This is a genomic window from Methanothermobacter thermautotrophicus (genome assembly GCF_014889545.1).
GTDB lineage: Archaea > Methanobacteriota > Methanobacteria > Methanobacteriales > Methanothermobacteraceae > Methanothermobacter > Methanothermobacter thermautotrophicus_A.
Window position 1 is genome coordinate 71,465 of record NZ_QKOF01000005.1, and the last position, 18,870, is coordinate 90,334.

The 18,870-nt window shown below is 49.5% G+C and carries 20 protein-coding genes and 1 tRNA gene; 12 read left to right on the forward strand and 9 right to left on the reverse strand.

The window, feature by feature from the left end; translation table 11 throughout:
* The first annotated feature begins 113 nt into the window (after positions 1–113).
* The 7 genes from tfe (at position 114) to DNK57_RS02940 (ending at position 4,980) form a co-directional block, all read left to right on the forward strand.
* Positions 114–647, forward strand: coding sequence for a transcription factor E (gene tfe / locus DNK57_RS02910; protein ID WP_192961561.1), 534 nt, complete (start codon positions 114–116; stop codon positions 645–647).
* 64 nt (positions 648–711) lie between these two features.
* Positions 712–1,194, forward strand: a complete 483-nt coding sequence (locus DNK57_RS02915) for a TIGR00295 family protein (RefSeq protein WP_192961562.1) — start codon at positions 712–714, stop codon at positions 1,192–1,194.
* Positions 1,195–1,353: 159 nt separating this feature from the next.
* Positions 1,354–2,775, forward strand: a complete 1,422-nt coding sequence (locus DNK57_RS02920; RefSeq protein ID WP_226891054.1) for a glutamate synthase-related protein — start codon at positions 1,354–1,356, stop codon at positions 2,773–2,775.
* A gap of 126 nt (positions 2,776–2,901) precedes the next feature.
* Positions 2,902–3,813 (forward strand): DUF5591 domain-containing protein, encoded by a 912-nt coding sequence (locus DNK57_RS02925; protein ID WP_192961563.1) that lies wholly within the window; start codon positions 2,902–2,904, stop codon positions 3,811–3,813.
* A gap of 136 nt (positions 3,814–3,949) precedes the next feature.
* Positions 3,950–4,243, forward strand: coding sequence for a metal-sulfur cluster assembly factor (locus DNK57_RS02930; RefSeq protein ID WP_048176688.1), 294 nt, complete (start codon positions 3,950–3,952; stop codon positions 4,241–4,243).
* Between the two features lie 12 nt (positions 4,244–4,255).
* Complete coding sequence (locus tag DNK57_RS02935; RefSeq protein WP_192961564.1) at positions 4,256–4,825, forward strand: adenylate kinase; 570 nt, start codon at positions 4,256–4,258, stop codon at positions 4,823–4,825.
* Positions 4,826–4,906: 81 nt separating this feature from the next.
* A tRNA-Ile gene (locus tag DNK57_RS02940) sits at positions 4,907–4,980 on the forward strand.
* A gap of 130 nt (positions 4,981–5,110) precedes the next feature.
* Here the strand turns inward: DNK57_RS02940 and trpD are convergent.
* From trpD to trpE, 7 genes are read right to left on the reverse strand one after another with little or no spacing between them, the layout of a single operon-like run.
* The gene (gene trpD, locus DNK57_RS02945) at positions 5,111–6,181 is read right to left on the reverse strand and encodes an anthranilate phosphoribosyltransferase (RefSeq protein WP_192961565.1); all 1,071 of its coding nucleotides are present in this window, start codon (positions 6,179–6,181) and stop codon (positions 5,111–5,113) included.
* The gene (gene trpA, locus DNK57_RS02950; protein WP_394354487.1) at positions 6,178–6,999 is read right to left on the reverse strand and encodes a tryptophan synthase subunit alpha; all 822 of its coding nucleotides are present in this window, start codon (positions 6,997–6,999) and stop codon (positions 6,178–6,180) included. The genes trpD and trpA overlap by 4 nt, the downstream gene beginning before the upstream one ends.
* Positions 6,977–8,170: a tryptophan synthase subunit beta gene (gene trpB / locus DNK57_RS02955; protein ID WP_192961566.1), complete on the reverse strand. Its 1,194-nt coding sequence runs from the start codon at positions 8,168–8,170 to the stop codon at positions 6,977–6,979. Before trpB ends, trpA begins: the two co-directional genes overlap by 23 nt.
* Entirely contained in the window at positions 8,167–8,895 is a 729-nt protein-coding gene (locus DNK57_RS02960) for a phosphoribosylanthranilate isomerase (protein WP_192961567.1), read from the reverse strand. Before DNK57_RS02960 ends, trpB begins: the two co-directional genes overlap by 4 nt.
* Entirely contained in the window at positions 8,879–9,697 is an 819-nt protein-coding gene (locus tag DNK57_RS02965) for an indole-3-glycerol phosphate synthase TrpC (RefSeq protein WP_192961568.1), read from the reverse strand. Before DNK57_RS02965 ends, DNK57_RS02960 begins: the two co-directional genes overlap by 17 nt.
* A gap of 4 nt (positions 9,698–9,701) precedes the next feature.
* Positions 9,702–10,286, reverse strand: a complete 585-nt coding sequence (locus DNK57_RS02970; protein ID WP_192961569.1) for an anthranilate synthase component II — start codon at positions 10,284–10,286, stop codon at positions 9,702–9,704.
* On the reverse strand, positions 10,270–11,646 hold the full coding sequence (gene trpE / locus DNK57_RS02975; RefSeq protein WP_192961570.1) for an anthranilate synthase component I: 1,377 nt from the start codon (positions 11,644–11,646) through the stop codon (positions 10,270–10,272). The genes DNK57_RS02970 and trpE overlap by 17 nt, the downstream gene beginning before the upstream one ends.
* 102 nt (positions 11,647–11,748) lie before the next feature.
* Between trpE and DNK57_RS02980 the strand changes: the two genes are divergently transcribed.
* From DNK57_RS02980 to DNK57_RS02990, 3 genes are all read left to right on the forward strand, one after another.
* Positions 11,749–12,252, forward strand: a complete 504-nt coding sequence (locus DNK57_RS02980; RefSeq protein WP_192961571.1) for an amino acid-binding protein — start codon at positions 11,749–11,751, stop codon at positions 12,250–12,252.
* Positions 12,253–12,732: 480 nt separating this feature from the next.
* A complete protein-coding gene (locus DNK57_RS02985) occupies positions 12,733–13,473 on the forward strand; it encodes a C39 family peptidase (protein ID WP_320056850.1) in 741 nt (246 codons plus the stop codon).
* Between the two features lie 66 nt (positions 13,474–13,539).
* Positions 13,540–13,953, forward strand: coding sequence for a hypothetical protein (locus tag DNK57_RS02990; protein WP_192961572.1), 414 nt, complete (start codon positions 13,540–13,542; stop codon positions 13,951–13,953).
* 407 nt (positions 13,954–14,360) lie between these two features.
* On the opposite strand, the gene DNK57_RS02995 is transcribed toward DNK57_RS02990, so the two are convergent.
* A complete protein-coding gene (locus tag DNK57_RS02995; protein WP_192961573.1) occupies positions 14,361–14,609 on the reverse strand; it encodes a HypC/HybG/HupF family hydrogenase formation chaperone in 249 nt (82 codons plus the stop codon).
* A 122-nt stretch (positions 14,610–14,731) separates the two neighbouring features.
* Between DNK57_RS02995 and DNK57_RS03000 the strand changes: the two genes are divergently transcribed.
* Positions 14,732–16,015, forward strand: a complete 1,284-nt coding sequence (locus tag DNK57_RS03000) for an FAD-dependent oxidoreductase (RefSeq protein WP_226891017.1) — start codon at positions 14,732–14,734, stop codon at positions 16,013–16,015.
* Between the two features lie 14 nt (positions 16,016–16,029).
* Here the strand turns inward: DNK57_RS03000 and DNK57_RS03005 are convergent, their stop codons facing one another.
* A complete protein-coding gene (locus DNK57_RS03005) occupies positions 16,030–17,073 on the reverse strand; it encodes a glycosyltransferase (protein WP_192961575.1) in 1,044 nt (347 codons plus the stop codon).
* Between the two features lie 102 nt (positions 17,074–17,175).
* Here DNK57_RS03005 and DNK57_RS03010 point away from each other — a divergent pair, with 102 nt between their 5' ends.
* Positions 17,176–18,852 carry an ABC1 kinase family protein gene (locus DNK57_RS03010; RefSeq protein WP_192961576.1) on the forward strand — a complete coding sequence of 559 codons (1,677 nt, stop codon included), beginning with the start codon at positions 17,176–17,178 and terminating at the stop codon, positions 18,850–18,852.
* The last annotated feature ends 18 nt before the right edge of the window (positions 18,853–18,870 follow it).

Sequence of the window (18,870 nt, forward strand, 5' to 3'; positions counted from 1 at the left end):
CCGGCCCTTTATAAAATTTTAAATAAGATTAGGCACATAAATTGAAGTGCACTCAAAAATTTGATGACAAGCATACCCGGTATGCAGTTATTTCTCAAGCTGGAGGATTTCAATTGATTGATGAGCAGGTGCTACAAGAGTTGATCCATGAAATTATCACTGAAGAGGAAGAGGAAGAGGCCATACCAGTTCTGGAGTGCCTCATGAAGGGCAAGGTAACAGATGAGGAGATATCAGAGAAAACCCAGCTTAAACTCAACATAGTCAGAAGGATACTTTACAAGCTCTACGATGCCGGTGTGGCGAGTTACAAGAGGAGCAAGGATCCTGAAACACAGTGGTACACCTACACATGGAAATTTGAGCCTGAGAAGGTTACAGAGATGATAAGAAGGAAGCACAGTGAGATAGTCCGAAAGCTCAGGGAAGCCCTTGACTTTGAGGAAAACAACATGTTCTTTGTATGTGTGAATGGCCACTACAGATTCACATTTGATGAGGCCACCGAAGAAAACTTCAAATGCCCTGAATGCGGCTCTAAAATGGAATTCATGGATAACTCTGAGATAATACAGAAAATAAAGGAAGAACTCAGCCTTTATGAGAACAACGGATTCGACTCAACAGACACGACAGTAAACTCCTAGAACCGGATTAGAACCAACAGCTCTTTATGTGCATTTGTTCTGATTGATCATGAATGGTGTCCCCTTGAGCATCCGTTTACTTCGAATTGTTGGATGTCCAGAGTGGGTGATAGATCACTCCCTTGCGGTCAGAAAAAAGGCCCTCGAGTTATCACGTGACCTGCCGGTTGACAGGAGGCTTGTGGAGGAGGGCGCCCTTCTTCATGATATAGGCCGCTGCAGGACAGACGGTGTTGAGCATGCCGTCGAGGGTGCCCGTATACTTGAAGGATTCGGTTACCCCCCTGAGGTTGTGAGGATAGTTGAAAGACACGTGGGGGCGGGTATAACCCCAGAGGAGGCAGAGGCCCTTGGACTTCCACCAGGGGACTACATGCCAAGGACCCTCGAGGAAAAGATTGTTGCGCATGCAGATAACCTTATCAATGGTTCTGATGAAGTTGATATCAACTTTGTAATTAAAAAATGGTCTGATCGCCTCGGTGAAAAACACCCCTCAATAGAGAGACTTAAAAAGCTCCATGAAGAGCTTCTGGGACACCCCTAGGTCCATAGACTTAAAGGCCATCATCATGTATACCCCCTGAAACTGAGGGTTTTAACATATAAACCTAATTCTATGAAAAGGAAACCACTTTAACCAGTATTCACATATTATGCTATAATACCAGCGGGAGGGGGTTATATAAACAAAAAAACGGAATGTCTGTGCCCGGATTGTCCCAGCTACCCGGATCATGGTGACGACGAAATTCTCTTCTGTGCAGGAGGGAGCAGCCGCTACTATGTTGAGGAAAGGGGGTGCCTCTGTGCATCATGCCCCGTGTACCAGAGTTATGGCCTCAAGGAGCTTTACTTCTGTAACACAGAATCTCTGAATGGTATAAGGATGAGGAGACAGAGGAGATCCGAGGAAGACCGTGAATACCTCAAAATAGTCCAGATAAAAAGGATAGCCCATGGCGGTGATGTGCCGGTTGAGTCCATGGGATCCGAAAAGAGGCTGCCTGTGGGACTTGATGATATACACTTCCTGCCCGCCCAGGTATCATCCATACCCCTAAATGCAGAGGACCCTGTTAAAACCGATGTGATAATCGGGGTCGAATCAGAGAGGCCCCTGAGACTCAGATCCCCCATAATAATAAGTGGTATGAGCTACGGGGCGGTTTCAGAGAAGACCCGTATTGCCATCGCATCCGTTGCAGCCAGACTGAAGATCGGATTCAACTCAGGTGAGGGTGGAATACTCCATGAGGAAATGGATAAGGCCGGTGATTACCTCATAATCCAGTATTCAACCGGAAGGTTCGGTATCACCAGGGATGTGCTCAGGGGCGCTGCTGCAATAGAGATAAGATTTGGTCAGGGCGCATATCCCGGGAAAGGGAGTTATCTCCCTCCAGACAAGATAAGCCCCGATGTTGCAAGGGTCCGTGGCCTTGAGCCAGGGGAGGGGTCATATTCCCCTGCACACCACCCTGATATACGGAATCAGAAGGAACTTGAGGAAAAGGTTGAAGAGCTCAGGAAAATTAGCAGGGGAGCGCCCATAGGTGCCAAGATAGGGTGCGGCAACGTAGAGGATGATGTTAAGGCCCTGCTTGATGCTGGAGTAGATTTTATAAGTATTGATGGTTTTGGTGGTGGTACCGGGGCTGTTAATCCACATATAAGGGACAACACCGGCATCCCCATCATCGCAGCCCTGCCAAGGGCCGTTAAGACCATCATAAATGAGGGTCATGGTGAGAGGGTGTCCCTCATTGCTGGTGGGGGTCTAAGGACAGCCGCAGACATGGCAAAGTGCCTCGCCCTGGGCGCTGATGCTGTCTACACAGGTACCGCGACACTCATAGCCATCAACTGTCAGCAGCACAGGTTATGTCACACCGGAAGGTGTCCGACAGGGATAACAACCCATGACCCTGACCTCCTGAAACACATGGATCTGGAAAGGGCCATTGAAGGCCTTGAAAACTTCATAAGGGTTTCTACGGCTGAGATTGCCGACTTTACCAGGATAACTGGAAAGGATGATGTGAAAAAACTGAACCATGAGGACCTGGTTGCCCTTAAAAAGGATGTTGCCGAATTAACAGGCGTAAAATGGCTGAAAGGTACTTAAGAGGATACTTCTTAAAAAAGGATTCTTTCAGTGAAATGTATATGTTGTTGAAAGCTTATGCTGCATTGTGCTGTGTGAACTGCGGATAGGCGCTGCATGAAATATGATGTGATAAAGGTTGATAGAATGAAGGTCATATGTTCAATCGAGGAATCCCTCCACAGACCTGAGGCTGTCAGGTGGCGGGAGAGAATGAGGTTAATGAGGCCCATGGGAGATGTTGTTGTGGTGCTGCCCTGCAGCATGAAAAAGCCCTACTCAACCTCAAAGTCCCACAGAAAATTTACGAGGCTCACCAGGGGCTTCCAGGAACTCATACTGACATCACCCTTTGGGATATGCCCCCGGGAACTTGAAAACACCTACCCCATCTCCTCCTATGACGTATCAACCATCGGGGAGTGGTCCCATGAGGAAAAGAAACTGGTGGGTGATGTCCTGAGGGAATATGTGGGTGACCTTGATGTCATAGCCCACGTGGATGGAGGTTACCTTGAGGTCTGCATGGAGTACCTTGACTCATTCACGCCAACCAGCATGGAATCACGTCCAACCTCACCTGAGGCCCTGGAGAGGCTTAAGAGGGAACTGAAGGGTTATGATAAGATCCCTGCCCGGAAGAGGCTGCTGCACATGCTTCGTTCGGTTGCTGTCTACCAGTTTGGACCCGGCGGAGAAAGGATCATACCGGAGGATTGCCGTGTAACCGGAAGGTACCACCGGAAGATCCTCAAATCCGACGGCACCCAGATAGGAACCTTCATGATGGACCGCGGGCTCATCTCGCTATCACCGGAGGGTGGGAGATCCCTCCACAGACTCGGATTGAAGTGGGTTGAGATAGATTTCAAACTTGAAAGCAGCACACTCTTTGCACCGGGTGTTTCTGATGCCGACAGGGAAATCATACCCGGTGATGAGGTGGTCATAGTGCACGAAGGAGAAGTTGCAGGTGTTGGGAGGGCTGTGCTCAGCGGAGATGAAATGGTGAGGGCTGAAAGGGGTGTGGCAGTCAGGGTAAGGCGAAGGAATGCTTGATACTGTCTTAAAAATCAATTCAGGTATCATCATTCCCTCCCCTGGTGACGGGATAATGGACACTTTTAAATATGGTTAGCTTAAATAATAGAGAATCACTACAGTGATTATCAAAATAGCATCTGAGGTAATAATAATGTCAGAAGAACTCCTGGAAAAGGTTAAGGAAGCTCTCAAGAAGGTTGCAGACCCACACATGGGCATAAGTATCGTGGAGATGGGTCTTGTTGAGAACATCGAAATCGAAGAGAAGGGTGAAACCATAGCAAAGATAACCATCCGGCCCACAAATCCGGGATGCATGAGCGCAGCGAGGATGGCGATGGATGCAAGGAACGTTGCCGAGCAGGTTGAAGGGATTGACCGGGCCGAAATCACGGTGGAAGGCCACATGATGGCCGATGCCATAAGTGAAATGGTGAACAAATAGAGCCTCAAACTCATGACAGGGGTCCCGGGGATCGTTGCGGTTGTTGGAGTTCCAGGTACCGGTAAAACAACCGTATGCCAGATCCTATCCCGGATTGTGAGGCACACCTACATAAATTATGGGGAACTGATGCTCCAGGTTGCAGGTGAGTGGAACCTTGCAGAAAACCTGGAGGACCTCTTCAACCTCTCCCTGGATCAGCAGCACCTTATCTGGGTTGAAGCCGCCCGCAGGATAAGGCGACTGGATTATGTGCTTATGGATCTCCATGGAATAGATCTTTCTCCACTGGGTTACCTTATTTCTCTCCCGGTTGACCTAATAACCCCGGACATCATTGTAATCCTTGAATCGGAGCCCCAGAGTATATTTGAGAGGAGGCTGGTTGATTCGAAGAGGAGGGTCATGGAGAGTCCTGGGAGTATCAGGGAGCATATGGAATTGCTCAGGACGTCCATGTTCGTGTGTTCAGCAATCCTTGGCTCACTGGTCAGCATAGTGGAAAACAATGACCCCCATGAGGCCGCCCTTGAGATCCTGAGGATAATTGAAGCTGCAGGGGATGCTACCACCCTCCCCTGAAGTGGTTGTGACACCGGATCACAGAAAAGCATATATATGAGTAACTCCAAAAGTTGGAATCACCCCACTGATTCTTAATATGGGCCCGTGGCTCAGGTGGTTAGAGCGCACGGCTGATAACCGTGAGGCCCTGGGTTCGAATCCCAGCGGGCCCATCTCAATCTTTACATCATGAACAGCTGATAACTGACTTCTCACCCAACGTGTATGACTCAAATACAGGAATATGGGGAGTGGGATTTCAGCATAGTACTCGCTTCTCAGCCCACATGTATGACTCAAATCCTAGCTAATAACCGCTGACTTCTCACTCCATGTGTATGATGCAAATTCTTTGAGGAGCTTCAGGGCAGCTCCAGATTTAACTGTTCTTCTTGCCGTCTCTGTTCCCTCAGGAAGTGCGTCAGCAAGCCCTGCAAGATAGATCAGGGCCCCTGCATTTGCAAGGGCAACATCGAGTCTTGATTTCTTTGCAGGGGTATCATCGCGTCCACTGAGTACATCCATGAACATCTCAAGGTTCTCATGGGGGGTTGAACCTGCCCTCAGATGTTCAAGTCTCCCTGCCTCAACTCCAAAGTCAGTGGGCATCAGTCTATCGATCCTGATTTCATCATCCTCAAGGAATGCCACCAGGGTGGGGCCAGCCGTTGATATCTCATCCAGGGCAGGGTTAAGGTTTGCATCGAATCCATGGACAACCATGGCGCGGCGTGTTCCAAGGTTCCTGAGTACCTCAGCCACCGGACCCACAAGCTGAGGATCAAATACTCCTAGGAGCTGTATTTCAGCGGCAGCAGGGGACGTCAGGGGTCCCAGTATGTTGAAAACCGTCTTGAAGCCCAGGGCCCTCCTTACTCCGGCCACCCTGGCAGTTGCCCTGTGGAATAATGGTGCAAACATGAATGAGATGCCGACCTCAGTGAGGGATCTTGCAGCTGCATCTGCATCCAGCTCTATGTTCACACCTGCAGCCTCCAGTATATCTGCACCCCCACAGGATCCTGTGACAGCCCTGTTACCATGCTTTGCAACCCTCACACCTGCGGCTGCTGCTATTATGGCGGCTGCTGTGCTTATATTGTATGATCTGAAGCTGTCGCCCCCTGTCCCGCAGGAATCAACGACCTCAAGGGACCCTGGAACCCTGACCTTGAGGGCTTTATCCCGCATGGCCCGTGCGAAGCCTGTTATCTCATCCACAGTTTCCCCCTTCATGGCAAGGGCCGTTAGTATTGCTGCTATTTTTATATCATCAAGTTCACCGGCCATTATCATCTCCATCAGACTGTAGGCCTCATCCTCGGTGAGGTTCCTGAAGTCCATTATCCCTGCGATAAGCCTCCTGAATCTCATTCTAATCCTCCTGCGGCTTTAAGATTGGCCGCCATCTTATGGATCCTCCGTAACATGAGATCCCTGTCCCCCAGGTTCTCGGATATCACGTCTATGATGGCGCTTCCAACGATAACCCCATCGGCTCCTGCATCCACCAGCATCCTCACATGTTCGGGTCTTGAGACACCGAAACCAACCATGACAGGGAGGCTTCCATCAGCCTTAACCCTCTCTATGAGTTCAATCGTTGCATCCTCAACCCTTGATCGTGCACCGGTGACCCCCATCACCGATACGAGGTAATGGAATCCCGCTGATACCTGAGAGATCCTCTTGAGGCGTTCACTACCGGTTGTTGGTGCAACTATGAATATCTGGTCTACACCATATTTTTCAGCGGCCCTGAGTGCATCTGAGGCCTCCTCAGGTGGGAGGTCCGCTGAGAGTATCCCTGTGACCCCTGCTTCTGCAGCCCTCCGGTAGAACTCATCAACACCCATCCTGTAGATCAGATTGTAGTATACCAGGAGGCCTATGGGTATGGAGGTGAATTCCCTGACCCTCTCTATAAGCTGGAAGCACTTCTCTGTTGTCATGCCTGCCCTGAGGGCCCGCAGATCAGCCCCCTGAACGCTTGCACCGTCGGCTATTGGGTCAGAGAAGGGGAAGCCTATTTCAAGACCATCTGCCCCTGCATCCACAAGGGTCCTTATGATCTCAATGGATGTCTCCATGTCAGGGTCCCCTGCAACGACGAAGGGGACGAAGGCACATCCATCTGCCCTCCTGAACATCTCAGCATAACTCATTGCTCTAACTCCTGATACCAAAATCATCACCTCCCAGCAAACCAGCGACCATGAACATGTCCTTATCACCCCTCCCTGAGAGGTTTACAATGACCGTTTTTCCCTTATTCTCTGGTTTCTCAGCGTACTTTTCAAGGCAGGCTATTGCATGGGCACTTTCAAGGGCCGGCATTATACCCTCATATTTAGAGAGAAGCCTGAAGCCCCTGAGTGCCTCAGTGTCTGTTACCGGCTCATACCTTGCCCTGCCTGTATCCATGAGATGGGCGTGTTCTGGTCCAACACCCGGATAATCGAGGCCAGCTGAGACGGAATGGGCCTCGTTTATCTGCCCATCATCATCCTGAAGTACATAGGACAGTGAACCATGGAGGATTCCCTCTGAACCGGCAGAGAGGGTGGCTCCGTGACTGCCTGACTCTATACCTTCACCGCCCCCCTCTGCACCTATGAGTTCAATATCATCGTCCATGAAGGCCGAAAAGATGCCTATGGCATTGCTTCCACCCCCCACACAGGCTATCACAGTGTCGGGGAGTTCACCCTCGGCTTCGAGTATCTGTTTCCTCGCCTCCATTCCTATGACGCTCTGGAAGTGTTTCACCATGGTAGGGTAGGGGTGGGGGCCCATGGTGGAACCTATGAGGTAGTGGGTGTCATCCACGTTGCTGATCCAGTCCCTCATGGCCTCGTTTATGGCGTCCTTAAGGGTCCTTGAGCCTGAATCAACCGGTATGACCCGTGCCCCCGATACCTCCATCCTGAATACATTGAGCTTCTGCCTCTCAACATCCTCTGTACCCATGTAGATGTCAACGTCCATTCCAAACAGGGCCCCTGCAACTGCAGTGGCTATCCCGTGCTGCCCGGCCCCTGTCTCGGCTATGAGCCTGGTCTTGCCCATGTACCCTGCAAGGAGGGCTTGGCCTATGGTGTTGTTTATCTTGTGGGCCCCTGTGTGCAGCATGTCCTCCCTCTTGAGGTACACCCTGCATCCAAGTTTCTCTGACAGGTTCCTGGCATAGTAGAGGCCCGTGGGCCTTCCAGCATACTCCCTAAGATGGTATTCTAGTTCAGCCATGAACTTCCTGTCATCCCTGTAATTGAGGAAGGCCCTCTCAAGTTCCTCAAGGGCTGGTATAAGAAGCTCCGGCACGAATATGCCTCCATATTTACCGAATTTTCCATCCATTATCATGATAATTCACCTCTCTGTAATCCAGGCGGGTCCTGAAGGTCCCCACCAATCCTTCCCATGCATTCCATGAGTTCAACCATCAGTGCATGGTCCTTTATCCCCGGTGCAGTCTCAATGCCTGAGTTGAAGTCCAGGCAATCAAATTGCCGGAGGTATTCATGGTTAAGCCTCACAGTGGATGGGCCGAGGCCCCCTGCAAGGGCCACCTCAACTGTGCTGTCACGACTCCCTATGAGTCTGAGCATCCTGAGGGCCAGTTCGGGTGGAATCATCCTCCCTGTTCCCCCTGTCCTGCCACCTGAGCTTGCATCCACCAGAACACATGAACATGAGATGCTGTCAAGAACATCCAGTGCACCGGCTTCAGGTGGGATTGCGACTGTTATCCTGGCATTAAACCCGTTCTCATTGAGCACATTCTCTATACCCTTGGCATCCTCAGTGGAGAGGGAGTGGAGCTGGATTCTCTCCACACCTGTCCTTTCCATCACCTCAACTACCTCCACTGGATCGGATGGTTCAAGGACGATTACGGCCTTCTCGGTGGGTATGAGTGAAAGGATATCCTCCATCTCCTCCAGGGAAAGGTTTCTAGGGGATCTATCTATGTGTATGAGTCCCAGGAGGTCAGCGCCGAGTTTATCTGCCATGACGGCGTCCTCTGGCCTTTTTATGCCGCATATCTTAACAAGCACATCGGCGAGGGACTCATGCGAACTGTTCAAAGAACTCATCCCCCCTGTACCTTCTTCTATGGTCTCTGCAGTGGCTTACTGCATCCAGTATCTCTTCAAGGAGTTCCCGCGGGTTCTGGGCCGACATGGGTGCTGTGCCAGTGAGCAGAGCATCTGCACCGTAGCCTGCCAGTATCTCAGCATCCTCGGGGCCCCTGACACCGCTCTCTGATACGAGTATAAGTTCATCGGGTACCAGGGGTGCCAGTGCACGGGTTCGTTCAAGGTCCACATCAAAGGTTTCAAGGTCCCTGTTGTTCACACCTATTATCTCTGCACCGGCTTCAAGGGCCCTGTAGATGTCAAGTGAGGTGTGACACTCAACCAGCGGCTCCATTGAGAGCTCCCTGCATTTCTGAATCCCTGACTCAAGGTCAGGGAATATTCCTGTGATGAGGAGAACCGAGGATGCCCCCGATGCCCTTGCCTGGTAGATCTGGTATTCGTCGACCAGGAAGTCCTTCATGAGGAGGGGTATCCTGTAATGTGCTGCCTGGCCAAGAAGATCAATTGAACCATTGAAGTATCTGCCCTCGGTTACTATGGATACTGCATCCGCAAGGTCCATGTATACCTCCATCATCTCTTCAAGGCCCCTGCCGGATATCGTGCCAAGGGATGGTGAAGCCCTCTTGTATTCGCATATGAGGGATACTCTGCCTCCTCCAAGTGCAGCCTGAAAGCTCAGTGGCTCGTCCATGACTGTTATATCATCCTTGAGGATGCTGAGGGGCCTTTTTCTCATGAGTTCCTTAACTTCGAGTTTCTTTGACCTTATAATATCCCTGATCATGTGTTCACATCCTGAGGAAGTTTCTAATTAGGGTTCTTCCGCTGGGGGTTCCGGCTGACTCCGGGTGGAACTGCAGCCCATAGATTGGATATTCTCTGTGCTTTATGGCCATTATAATTTCATCTGATGTCACCGCAGTTACCTCTATATCCCCGGGTGTGTCTTCGGGTCTGCATATGAGTGAATGGTACCTGGTTGCCCTGAATGGGTTTGGAACGTCCCTGAAGAGTTCTGATCCATCATGGAATACCTCAACTATCTTCCCGTGGACCGGTTCCCCGGGTTCAACCCTTCCACCGAAGGCGTGGAATATGCCCTGGTGTCCAAGGCATACGCCGAGGAGGGGCCTGTCAATGAATTCCCCTATCACATCCATGCAGACACCGAAGTCACTCCTCCTTGAAGGGTTACCGGGGCCCGGGGATATGATTATCCTTTCCGGATCCAGGGCCCTAAGATCTGATATCCTGGCCTCATCGTTCCTCAAAACCATTATCTCCTCATCCATCCCCTCATCCCTGAGGATCTCCCCTGCAAGCTGGTAGAGGTTATGGGTGAATGAGTCATAGTTATCAATTATCAGAATCAAGGCCCTCACCTGCCAGTTCCATTGATTTAAGGACTGCCATGGCCTTGTTCTGGCACTCCACGTATTCATTTTCAGGGATGGAGTCATGTACTATGCCTGCCCCTGCCTGTATTCTCCCACAGGCTCCGTCAGCGACCATGGATCTTATGGTTATTGCAAAATCGGCGTTACCGTTCAGTGACAGATAACCGAGGGCTCCTGCGTAGGCATTCCTCGGCACCCCCTCAAGTGACTCTATTATCTCCATGGCCCTTATCTTGGGGGCTCCGCTCACCGTACCGGCCGGGAATACTGCTGCCAGGGCATCAAGGGCGTCCATACCATTCCTGAGTCTGCCGGTTACATGGGAGAGGATGTGCTGAACATGGGAGAACCTCCTTATGGTCATGTACTCTGGTACCTGGACCGTGCCAAACTCAGATATCCTTCCAAGGTCGTTTCTTGCAAGGTCAACGAGCATGAGGTGCTCTGCGAGCTCCTTATCATCTGATAGCAGTTCTGATGCTATCCTCTCATCCTCATGGGGTGTTTGCCCCCTTGGCCTGGTTCCTGCAATCGGGAAGGTTTCAATCTGTTTATCCTCCACACGTACCAGCATTTCAGGGCTTGAACCTGTTATCTCCCTGCTGCCAAGTTTCAGGTGGTACATGTAGGGGGATGGGTTAACCCTCCTGAGGGCCTCGTAGAGGGCAAGCCTGTCACCGCGCAGCCTGTAGTCAGTGGCATTTGAGAGGACTGCCTGGAATATTTCGCCCTTAGCTATCCTCTCCTTTGCCTCCTCCACCATTCCAAGGTATCTCTTCCTTGAGAACAGGGCCCCCCTATTCCTGTATTTAAGGTGCCCTGTTGGGGTTTCCTCACGGAGCAGTTCTGATATCTCGGGGAGTCTGTTCCCCTTGAGGCTGATGTAGCTGCATTCTCCTGTGAGGTGGTTGAACATGATACCATCAAGGAAGAGTCCGAATTCAAAGTCCGGGAAGTTTCCAGGGCTGAGGTTGATGCTGTCAAAGAACCTTGCAGCCTGATAGGATATGTAGCCAACAAGGCCCCCACAGAAGCCCCTGGCTTTTCCAGTGGGTCTTGTGAACTGCCTCAGGAATTCAAAGGGGTTTTCTGTATCAAGCTCCTCCCGTGATCCCTCATGTTCAACTTCTATAAAACCTGAACGGGCCCTTATTATCATGTGGGGCTCGAAGCCCATGAATGAGTATCTTGCAAGGCCCGTGTCGCTTTCCATTGACTCAAGAAGGAATGATGAGTCGTATTCAGAATAAACACTTTTGAATAGTTCAAAGGGTTCTTTAAATTCTATCCTTTCCTTTATTGGGTTTTCCAGCTCTGTAATGCCAAAAACATTCACTCCGGTACATGCATATCACCTCTGTATCCACAAAGTACATATACACGGAGGTACTATTTAAATCTTGTCTGTATAATGATGTACATCAATGTGGTGAAGTGTATGTGGAAGCAGATAAAGCACAGATTCGAGAGATACCCCTCCCGCATGTATGTGGCGAGGAAGATCATAGACCTTGGATTCAGAATAGACAGAAACGGGAAGATATACTGTGACGATGTTGAGATAAGTGATGTTGCCCTTGCAAGGGCAGTGGGAGTTGACCGGAGGACCGTAAGGGCGACAGCAAACACCATAATAAAGGATGAAAAACTGAGGGGCATCTTTGAGAACCTTATGCCTGCAGGAGCCCTTCTTAGGGATGCTGCAGGTGAACTTGACTTCGGTGTGGTGGAGATAGAGGCCGACGCCCGGAACCCCGGGATACTTGCATCTGCAGCAAGACTCATCGCAGATAAGGGTATAAGTATAAGGCAAGCCCATGCAGGGGACCCTGAACTCGATGAAACACCCAGACTCACAATAATAACTGAAAAATCCATCCCAGGGAGTCTTCTCAAGGATTTCCTTAAGATAGATGGTGTTAAGAGGGTCTCAATATACTGAGACGGGGAGAAAACAGCGACCATCATGCAATCATAGCCTTAAATCCATGAGAACTCTATGAGCATCAGTGAAAGTGGCGGAATATCATTATCTGAAGACTTTCCTGGAGTAACATGATCCCCTGATCAGCTAACTGCTTTGAGGCGTGACACTCTAAGGACATTTTAATCCATTTTTACGGTATGTGTGATTTTTTAATCCCAGCCCCCCGACTGCCTTCAATCAACGTAATAAGTCATTGCTGATCCGTAATATATATATATGAGTTTTTTGTATAATCTTATTATCAACTGATTGGAGGTGTTTAGGTGAAGGATTTTTATGTCCTGTTGCTGGCTGTTCTTATCTTTATGGTGTCTGTTAGTTCCGCAGCCGCTGCAGACAACTCCACAGCGAATGCTACGATCTGCATAGGCAACACTACAGCCATTGAGGCCCAGGGGGGGTGATGTAGCGGGTGCGCTGCCCCATAATGTTACAGTGGATTCTGAGGGTGTGGTCCTCCAGACAAGGAACTACACCTGCGGACCCGCAGCACTCGCCACCCTCCTCCAGAGACTCGGAGTGAACACCACAGAGGATGAACTCGCAAGCCTTGCCGGAACAACCGAAGACGGGACCACCATGCAGGGCCTCCTGGAAGCCAGCAGGGCCAAGGGAGTGAACGCAACCGGCATGAAACTAAACATATCTGAACTCAGAGAAAACATGATCGCCTATACCATCAATGACGGCACGGGACACTACACCGTAATAAACGGAATCACCAATGACACGATCAAACTCGCAGATCCAAGCCTCGGGAACATCGAAATGAATATAGAAGAGTTCACTGAGATTTATAGCGGATATGCACTGGTTATAAGTGATTCTAATAATCCGGCGCAGGTTAACGAATCCACGGATCAGACAAATAATCAAACAGACCAAGGCAATGAAAATACAAACTCGTCAGAATCCGCAAATAACTTGATAGATACCAGCTCAACCGGTGTGCAAACAGACAACAGGACTTTGACTGATGAGGAAATGAAGAAAATCCAGGGTAAGTGCTGGCAATTCTTGGCGCCTGTTGCAATAGGTACAATAATCATTTCAGTTAGGAATAAATACGTGCCAAAAAAATACTGGTGTTACATTGCTTATCATCCTCCGTTCAAAAAAGTGAGATCTTATATCGGGAAAGATCACAAGATCCATTATATAGAATACGATCCGTAGACAAATACACATCTGAAAAATATGTCTATTACATTTTATTTTTAAAATAATATGGGAGGGTACTAAATGGAAAATAAGCCAATTATAATCAGCTTACTGATAGCATTCATAATAACTGCCATTATATCCCTTACGGGGTATATGGAAGGTGCTGGACTGATACCACCAAAAAGTGCCATAAATTTGGGGATAGTATTAGCAGATATATTTGTTGTAGGTGTGACATATGCTTTAATAGAGGCTATTTTGGGTTGGATGAAAGGAAAAGGAACCTATGTTAATATTAGAAATTACCCGAAATATTTTTTAATCGGTGTTTTAGTTACACTGGGATTCAATTTTTTGGGTTTGTTAATTTCTTTAATCTCAAAGGTCCCTTTTGAAGAAAGTATATTTGCAACTACAATGATCGGTTTCATGGTAGTTGGTCTAATGGTGCTCTTGTATAGCACTCTGATAATAAGGCAAGCACCTGCGTGAAACATGAAAATCGCGTGAAACATGAAAATCAAAGCTTAAAACCGTATGATGAGAGGTGGACTATCCCAAAAAAATAGTTTTCCTAACAGGGAGCCAGGGGATTCCAAGCCTTTAAGCTATAGAGGATGGCGTCATGAGGATATACAATGGATACGAGGCTGATACCTGAAGATAGAGGTCGAGCTGCAGTAATGGCATCATGAGGATATACAATGGATACGGGGATAATTATCCCCCTATATTTTTATTCATATATTCATGATGGACATATCCACATCAGAAATCACAGATAGGGATCTGCAGATAGGGTATACCCTGTGAAAAATGAAAAAACCCTATTTTTCTTAAATTTATTTTCGTTTTTTCCGAAACCAATCAAAGAAAAATAAATGGAATGGATCTGTTGATCACAGCTCCAGGTTGTCCTCCTCTTCGAGGGCCTTCAGAAGTTCATCCCAGGCTTCAAGGGACTCCCTTGCCGCCTCATCCGACATCACCTCAATGGCGTAGCCTGAGTGAACAAGAACATACTTGCCCTCCTCAACATCATCTACAAGGTCAAGTTTGACCTGTTGCCTCACACCACCGAAGTCAACGGTGGCAATGTTATCCTCGCTATCAATTTCAACAATCTGAGCAGGTGCTGCAATACACATTCAATAACCCTCTCCAAATTAATAGGATTAAAGTCAGAATACACTAATGTTTAGATAAAGATCCGTCACATATAAAGATTTGTGGGAAACAATGCCGCTGAATTAATACCATGGTGTCTGATATGAGATGTGTTGTTATAGGGGGAGGACCGGCTGGGAGGGCCGCTGCAATGGAGCTTGCAGCCCTCGACAGGGAAGTAATACTTGTTGAAAAGAATTTGATTGGTGGGACAAGCCTGAACGAGGGCTGTATGGTTGTATGTGGCCTCAATGACGTTGCAAGGTTCCTTGAGGAGGCCCGGCGGCTCAGTGATCTTGGGGTGCTGGATGTTGAATGCTCAGCAGACTACCGCCGCATAGCCGGGGGTGTGAAGAGGACCCTTGAACGTATAAGGAGGGTGACAGAGAGGGAGACCCTGGATGCCGGTATTGAAATAATGTACGGAGTGGCAGGGTTTGAGGATGATGAACTCCACGTTGATGGGGAGGAGATGGACTACGACAGACTCATAATCGCGACCGGAGCATCTCCCCTCATACCCCCCATTGAAGGCGCCGGCAATGCCATAACATACAGGGACATCCTTGACCTCAACAGAATCCCTGATAAGCTCGTTATAATAGGTGGGGGGGTTATAGCGGCTGAATTTGCAGGTATATTCTCTTCCCTGGGCTCGGAGGTCACCGTTGTATCAAGAAGCGGCTTTCTCAGTGAACTGGACCCTCTGATAAGGGAGTATGTGTCAGAAAAGATCCTGGGTGATGTCAGGATACTTGAGGATACATCAACCACAGAAATAGAGGGATCAGGTGTTCAGACATCAGAAGGTTACATCGAGGGCCTCCCACTGCTTGCAACTGGCCTAAGACCGAACTCAGATTTCCTGAAGGGTTTCCTTGAACTGGGACCCCGTGGAGGCGTTAAGGTGAATGACCGCATGGAGACCTCACGTGAGAATGTATATGCCGCCGGTGATGTCACAGGGGGCCACGGGACAACACCTGTTGCAAGGATGGAGGGGGTGGTGGCGGGACTCAACGCCGCAGGTGTTGAGAGGAGGGCTGATTACCGTTACCTTCCCTACTCAATCTCCCTCAGATACGATGTTGGGTTCGTGGATATCTCAGGTGAGGGTGGGAGGGAAGCCGTTATACCTGGTCTTGCAGGACCGGGGTCATTCTGGAGTGTTAACACTGGTAAAACAGGGCTCAGCAAGGTTAGAATCCTCGATGACGGTACTCCATCAGCCATATATTCAGTTGCGCCGGGTGCAAGGCTCATCATGCCCTACCTCTCCCTTCTGATGAGGCTCGGTGTTTCAATGTATGAGTTTGAGGGCTTCGTTGAGACCCACCCCTCCACGGACTCCATATACAAGCTTATGAGGTTCCTCTCAAGGTACTGAATGGTTGCCCCTGACTAACTGCGGCGTGCCTCCTCCTCTATTATCCCTGCAATCCTATCTGCAGCCCCTATCACGTCTCCACTGTACCTCCTGGCTGCCCTACGAAGCTCATCTGACCTCTCAAGTGCAGCTGAAACAGCCTCCACGATATCCTCAGGGTCAGCCTCAAGGACCGCTCCCCTGAATACAGCGCCCATATTGTGGTACCTCCCATACTTGACACCCCTGAGTGCCACAACAGGGACCCCCAGTGCAATGGCCTCATGGACCATCACACCATCATCTGAGAGCACAGCCAGGTCAGCGATGCTGTAGAGGTCCTTCACCCAGTCAATGTAGCCCAGGTTTATTATCCCCTCATGGTTGATTATCCTGAGGTACTCGTCCCTCAGTGGGTGGCCCACCACCATAATATTCGCCTCCATGCCTGAATCTACCAGCCTCGATGCGGCCTCGGCCATGGCCTTAAAGAGGGATGACCCGGATGAGAGGACTATGGTCGGTTTCTTGGGATCAAACTGTGGGGGCATCCTTCTGTAGGCACTCTCAGGGTCACCGAGGGTTATATCTGGGCTGATCGGTGAGTATATGCTTTCAACGCCCTCAATGTCCCTGCCGAAGATGTTTGACTCTGGCAGGGCCACGTTCCTGTTGAGTCTGGTGCATACCCTGGCATCGGTGGGTGTTATCAGGACCCCGACTGCAGGGACACCTGCAAGCTTTGCTGCCAGGCACCCCACAACGGCGCCTCCCCCTATTACACCGACAACCACGTCTGGCCGGATGCGTCTTATGAGCCTCCATGCCTCATAAACTGCCCTCGTGGTTCTAAGTGCTGCAGACAGGAGTCTGGTTTTGCTTGCTGCATGGCCGCCTGCCTGGGGTATTCTCACACGGTGCCATTCAATTCCCCTCTTCCTGAACAGTATCCCTGGTGCGCTGTGGTCAAGTGCGAATTCACATTCAAATCCCTTCTTTTCAAGTGCAGATGCTATATTAAGGGCTGTTATGGCGTCTCCTCCCATTCCGCGACCTGTTACCGTGAAAAGTGCCTTCATAATCATCACCAGCCGTGTCAACATGATCTGTGAAAAAAATTTCAGTGCGAAACCATCGTCTTAAAGTAGATTTAAATATTATACATTAAATAAGTGGTTAATATGAACATACCCCCCTATAATAACAGACCTGATATGGGTCGCCTCAGGGAGATCATAAGGGTCATGACCAAGTACCAGTTCGGGAACATCCTTGAGGCGGTTGGCCTTAAAAACAGGCTCTTCGAGACCCTTAAACTCTATATAAAGAGTCCTGAGGAGGTCCACGAACCCGCACATGTACGTCTCAGGCTGGTTCTTGAGGAACTTGGAACAACCTTCATAAAACTGGGGCAGGTCCTGAGCACAAGGGCCGACCTTGTGGGTAGGGAGGTGGCTGATGAACTGGCGAAGCTTCAGGACGATGCACCGCCATTCCCATTTGAGGACGTGAAGAGGGTCATAGAATCCGAGCTCGGAGTTCCCCTTGATGAAATTTTCTCTGAATTTCATGAGAAACCCGTTGCATCAGCATCCATAGGACAGGTCCACAGGGCTCGTCTGAGGAATGGTGATGCTGTTGCAGTTAAGGTGCAGCGCCCGGGCATAGCTGAAACCGTAAGGAGCGATATAATAATAATGAAGTACCTCGCAAGAATTGCCAATGACCGGGTCCCGGGCTTGAGGTACTACAACCTTCCAGGGATAGTCTCTGAATTCGAAAGGGCCATCAGAAAGGAACTTGACTACCACCAGGAGGCCAACAATGCAGAGAGATTCCGTGCAATGTTCATGGACGATGAGACCGTCTATGCACCCCATGTTTACAGGGAGTACTCAACAGATAAGGTGCTCACCATGGAATATGTGGAGGGCGTTAAGCTCACAGATATCTTAAAGTCAGATATAAAATTCAATGCGAGGGTGATAGCCGAGAGGGGTGCCCGGTGTTACTTTAAACAGATATTTATACACGGTTTCTTCCATGCGGACCCCCACCCAGGTAACATACTCGTTCAGAAGGGAAATGTCCTCTGTTTCCTCGATTTTGGTATGATGGGGCATCTTGATGCTTCATTCAGGGACAGACTGGCAGAACTCTTCATACTCCTTATGAACTATGACGTCAATGGCATAGTTAACCAGCTGAGGTACATGAACATCCTGACAGAGGATACAGACCTTGAAGAGGTCAAGTATGACATAATAGACCTCCTTGACCGCTACTATGGTGCAGATGTCAGGAAGGTTGGGGAGATACTTACAGAATTCACAATGCCTGTTATGATAAGGAGGCACAGGATAAGGATACCCCGTGACTTCGTGCTGCTTGCAAGGGTCATGAGCATGGCAGAGGACCTTGGTGAGAGGCTTGATCCCAGGTTCAATGGCCTTGAGGTTGCATGGGAGATGACCCATCAACTTATAAGAAACCGGCTAAACCCCCTGAAGAACCTTGATGACGTGCCCGGGGCCATCATTGAACTCGAGCACATAATGAATGACCTTCCCCGTGGCCTGATAAGCGCCCTCAGGAAGCTGGAGGAGGGTAAATTGAAGATGGAACTGGAGCACAGGAACCTTGACGAGATATCGGTGCGGATTGAACGTTCAACCAACAGAATATCGGTTGCCATGCTCGTATCCGCCCTCATAATAGGTTCATCACTGGTCACGCTTCCAAGGGAGGCCCTCATACTCGAGAGATTCCCCTTCCTTGGAATATTCGGTTTTGCTGTGAGTTTCCTCATAGCCCTGGCACTCATAGTATCCATAATAAGGTCAAGACGGATGAGCTAATGGCTAAATCCACCATTA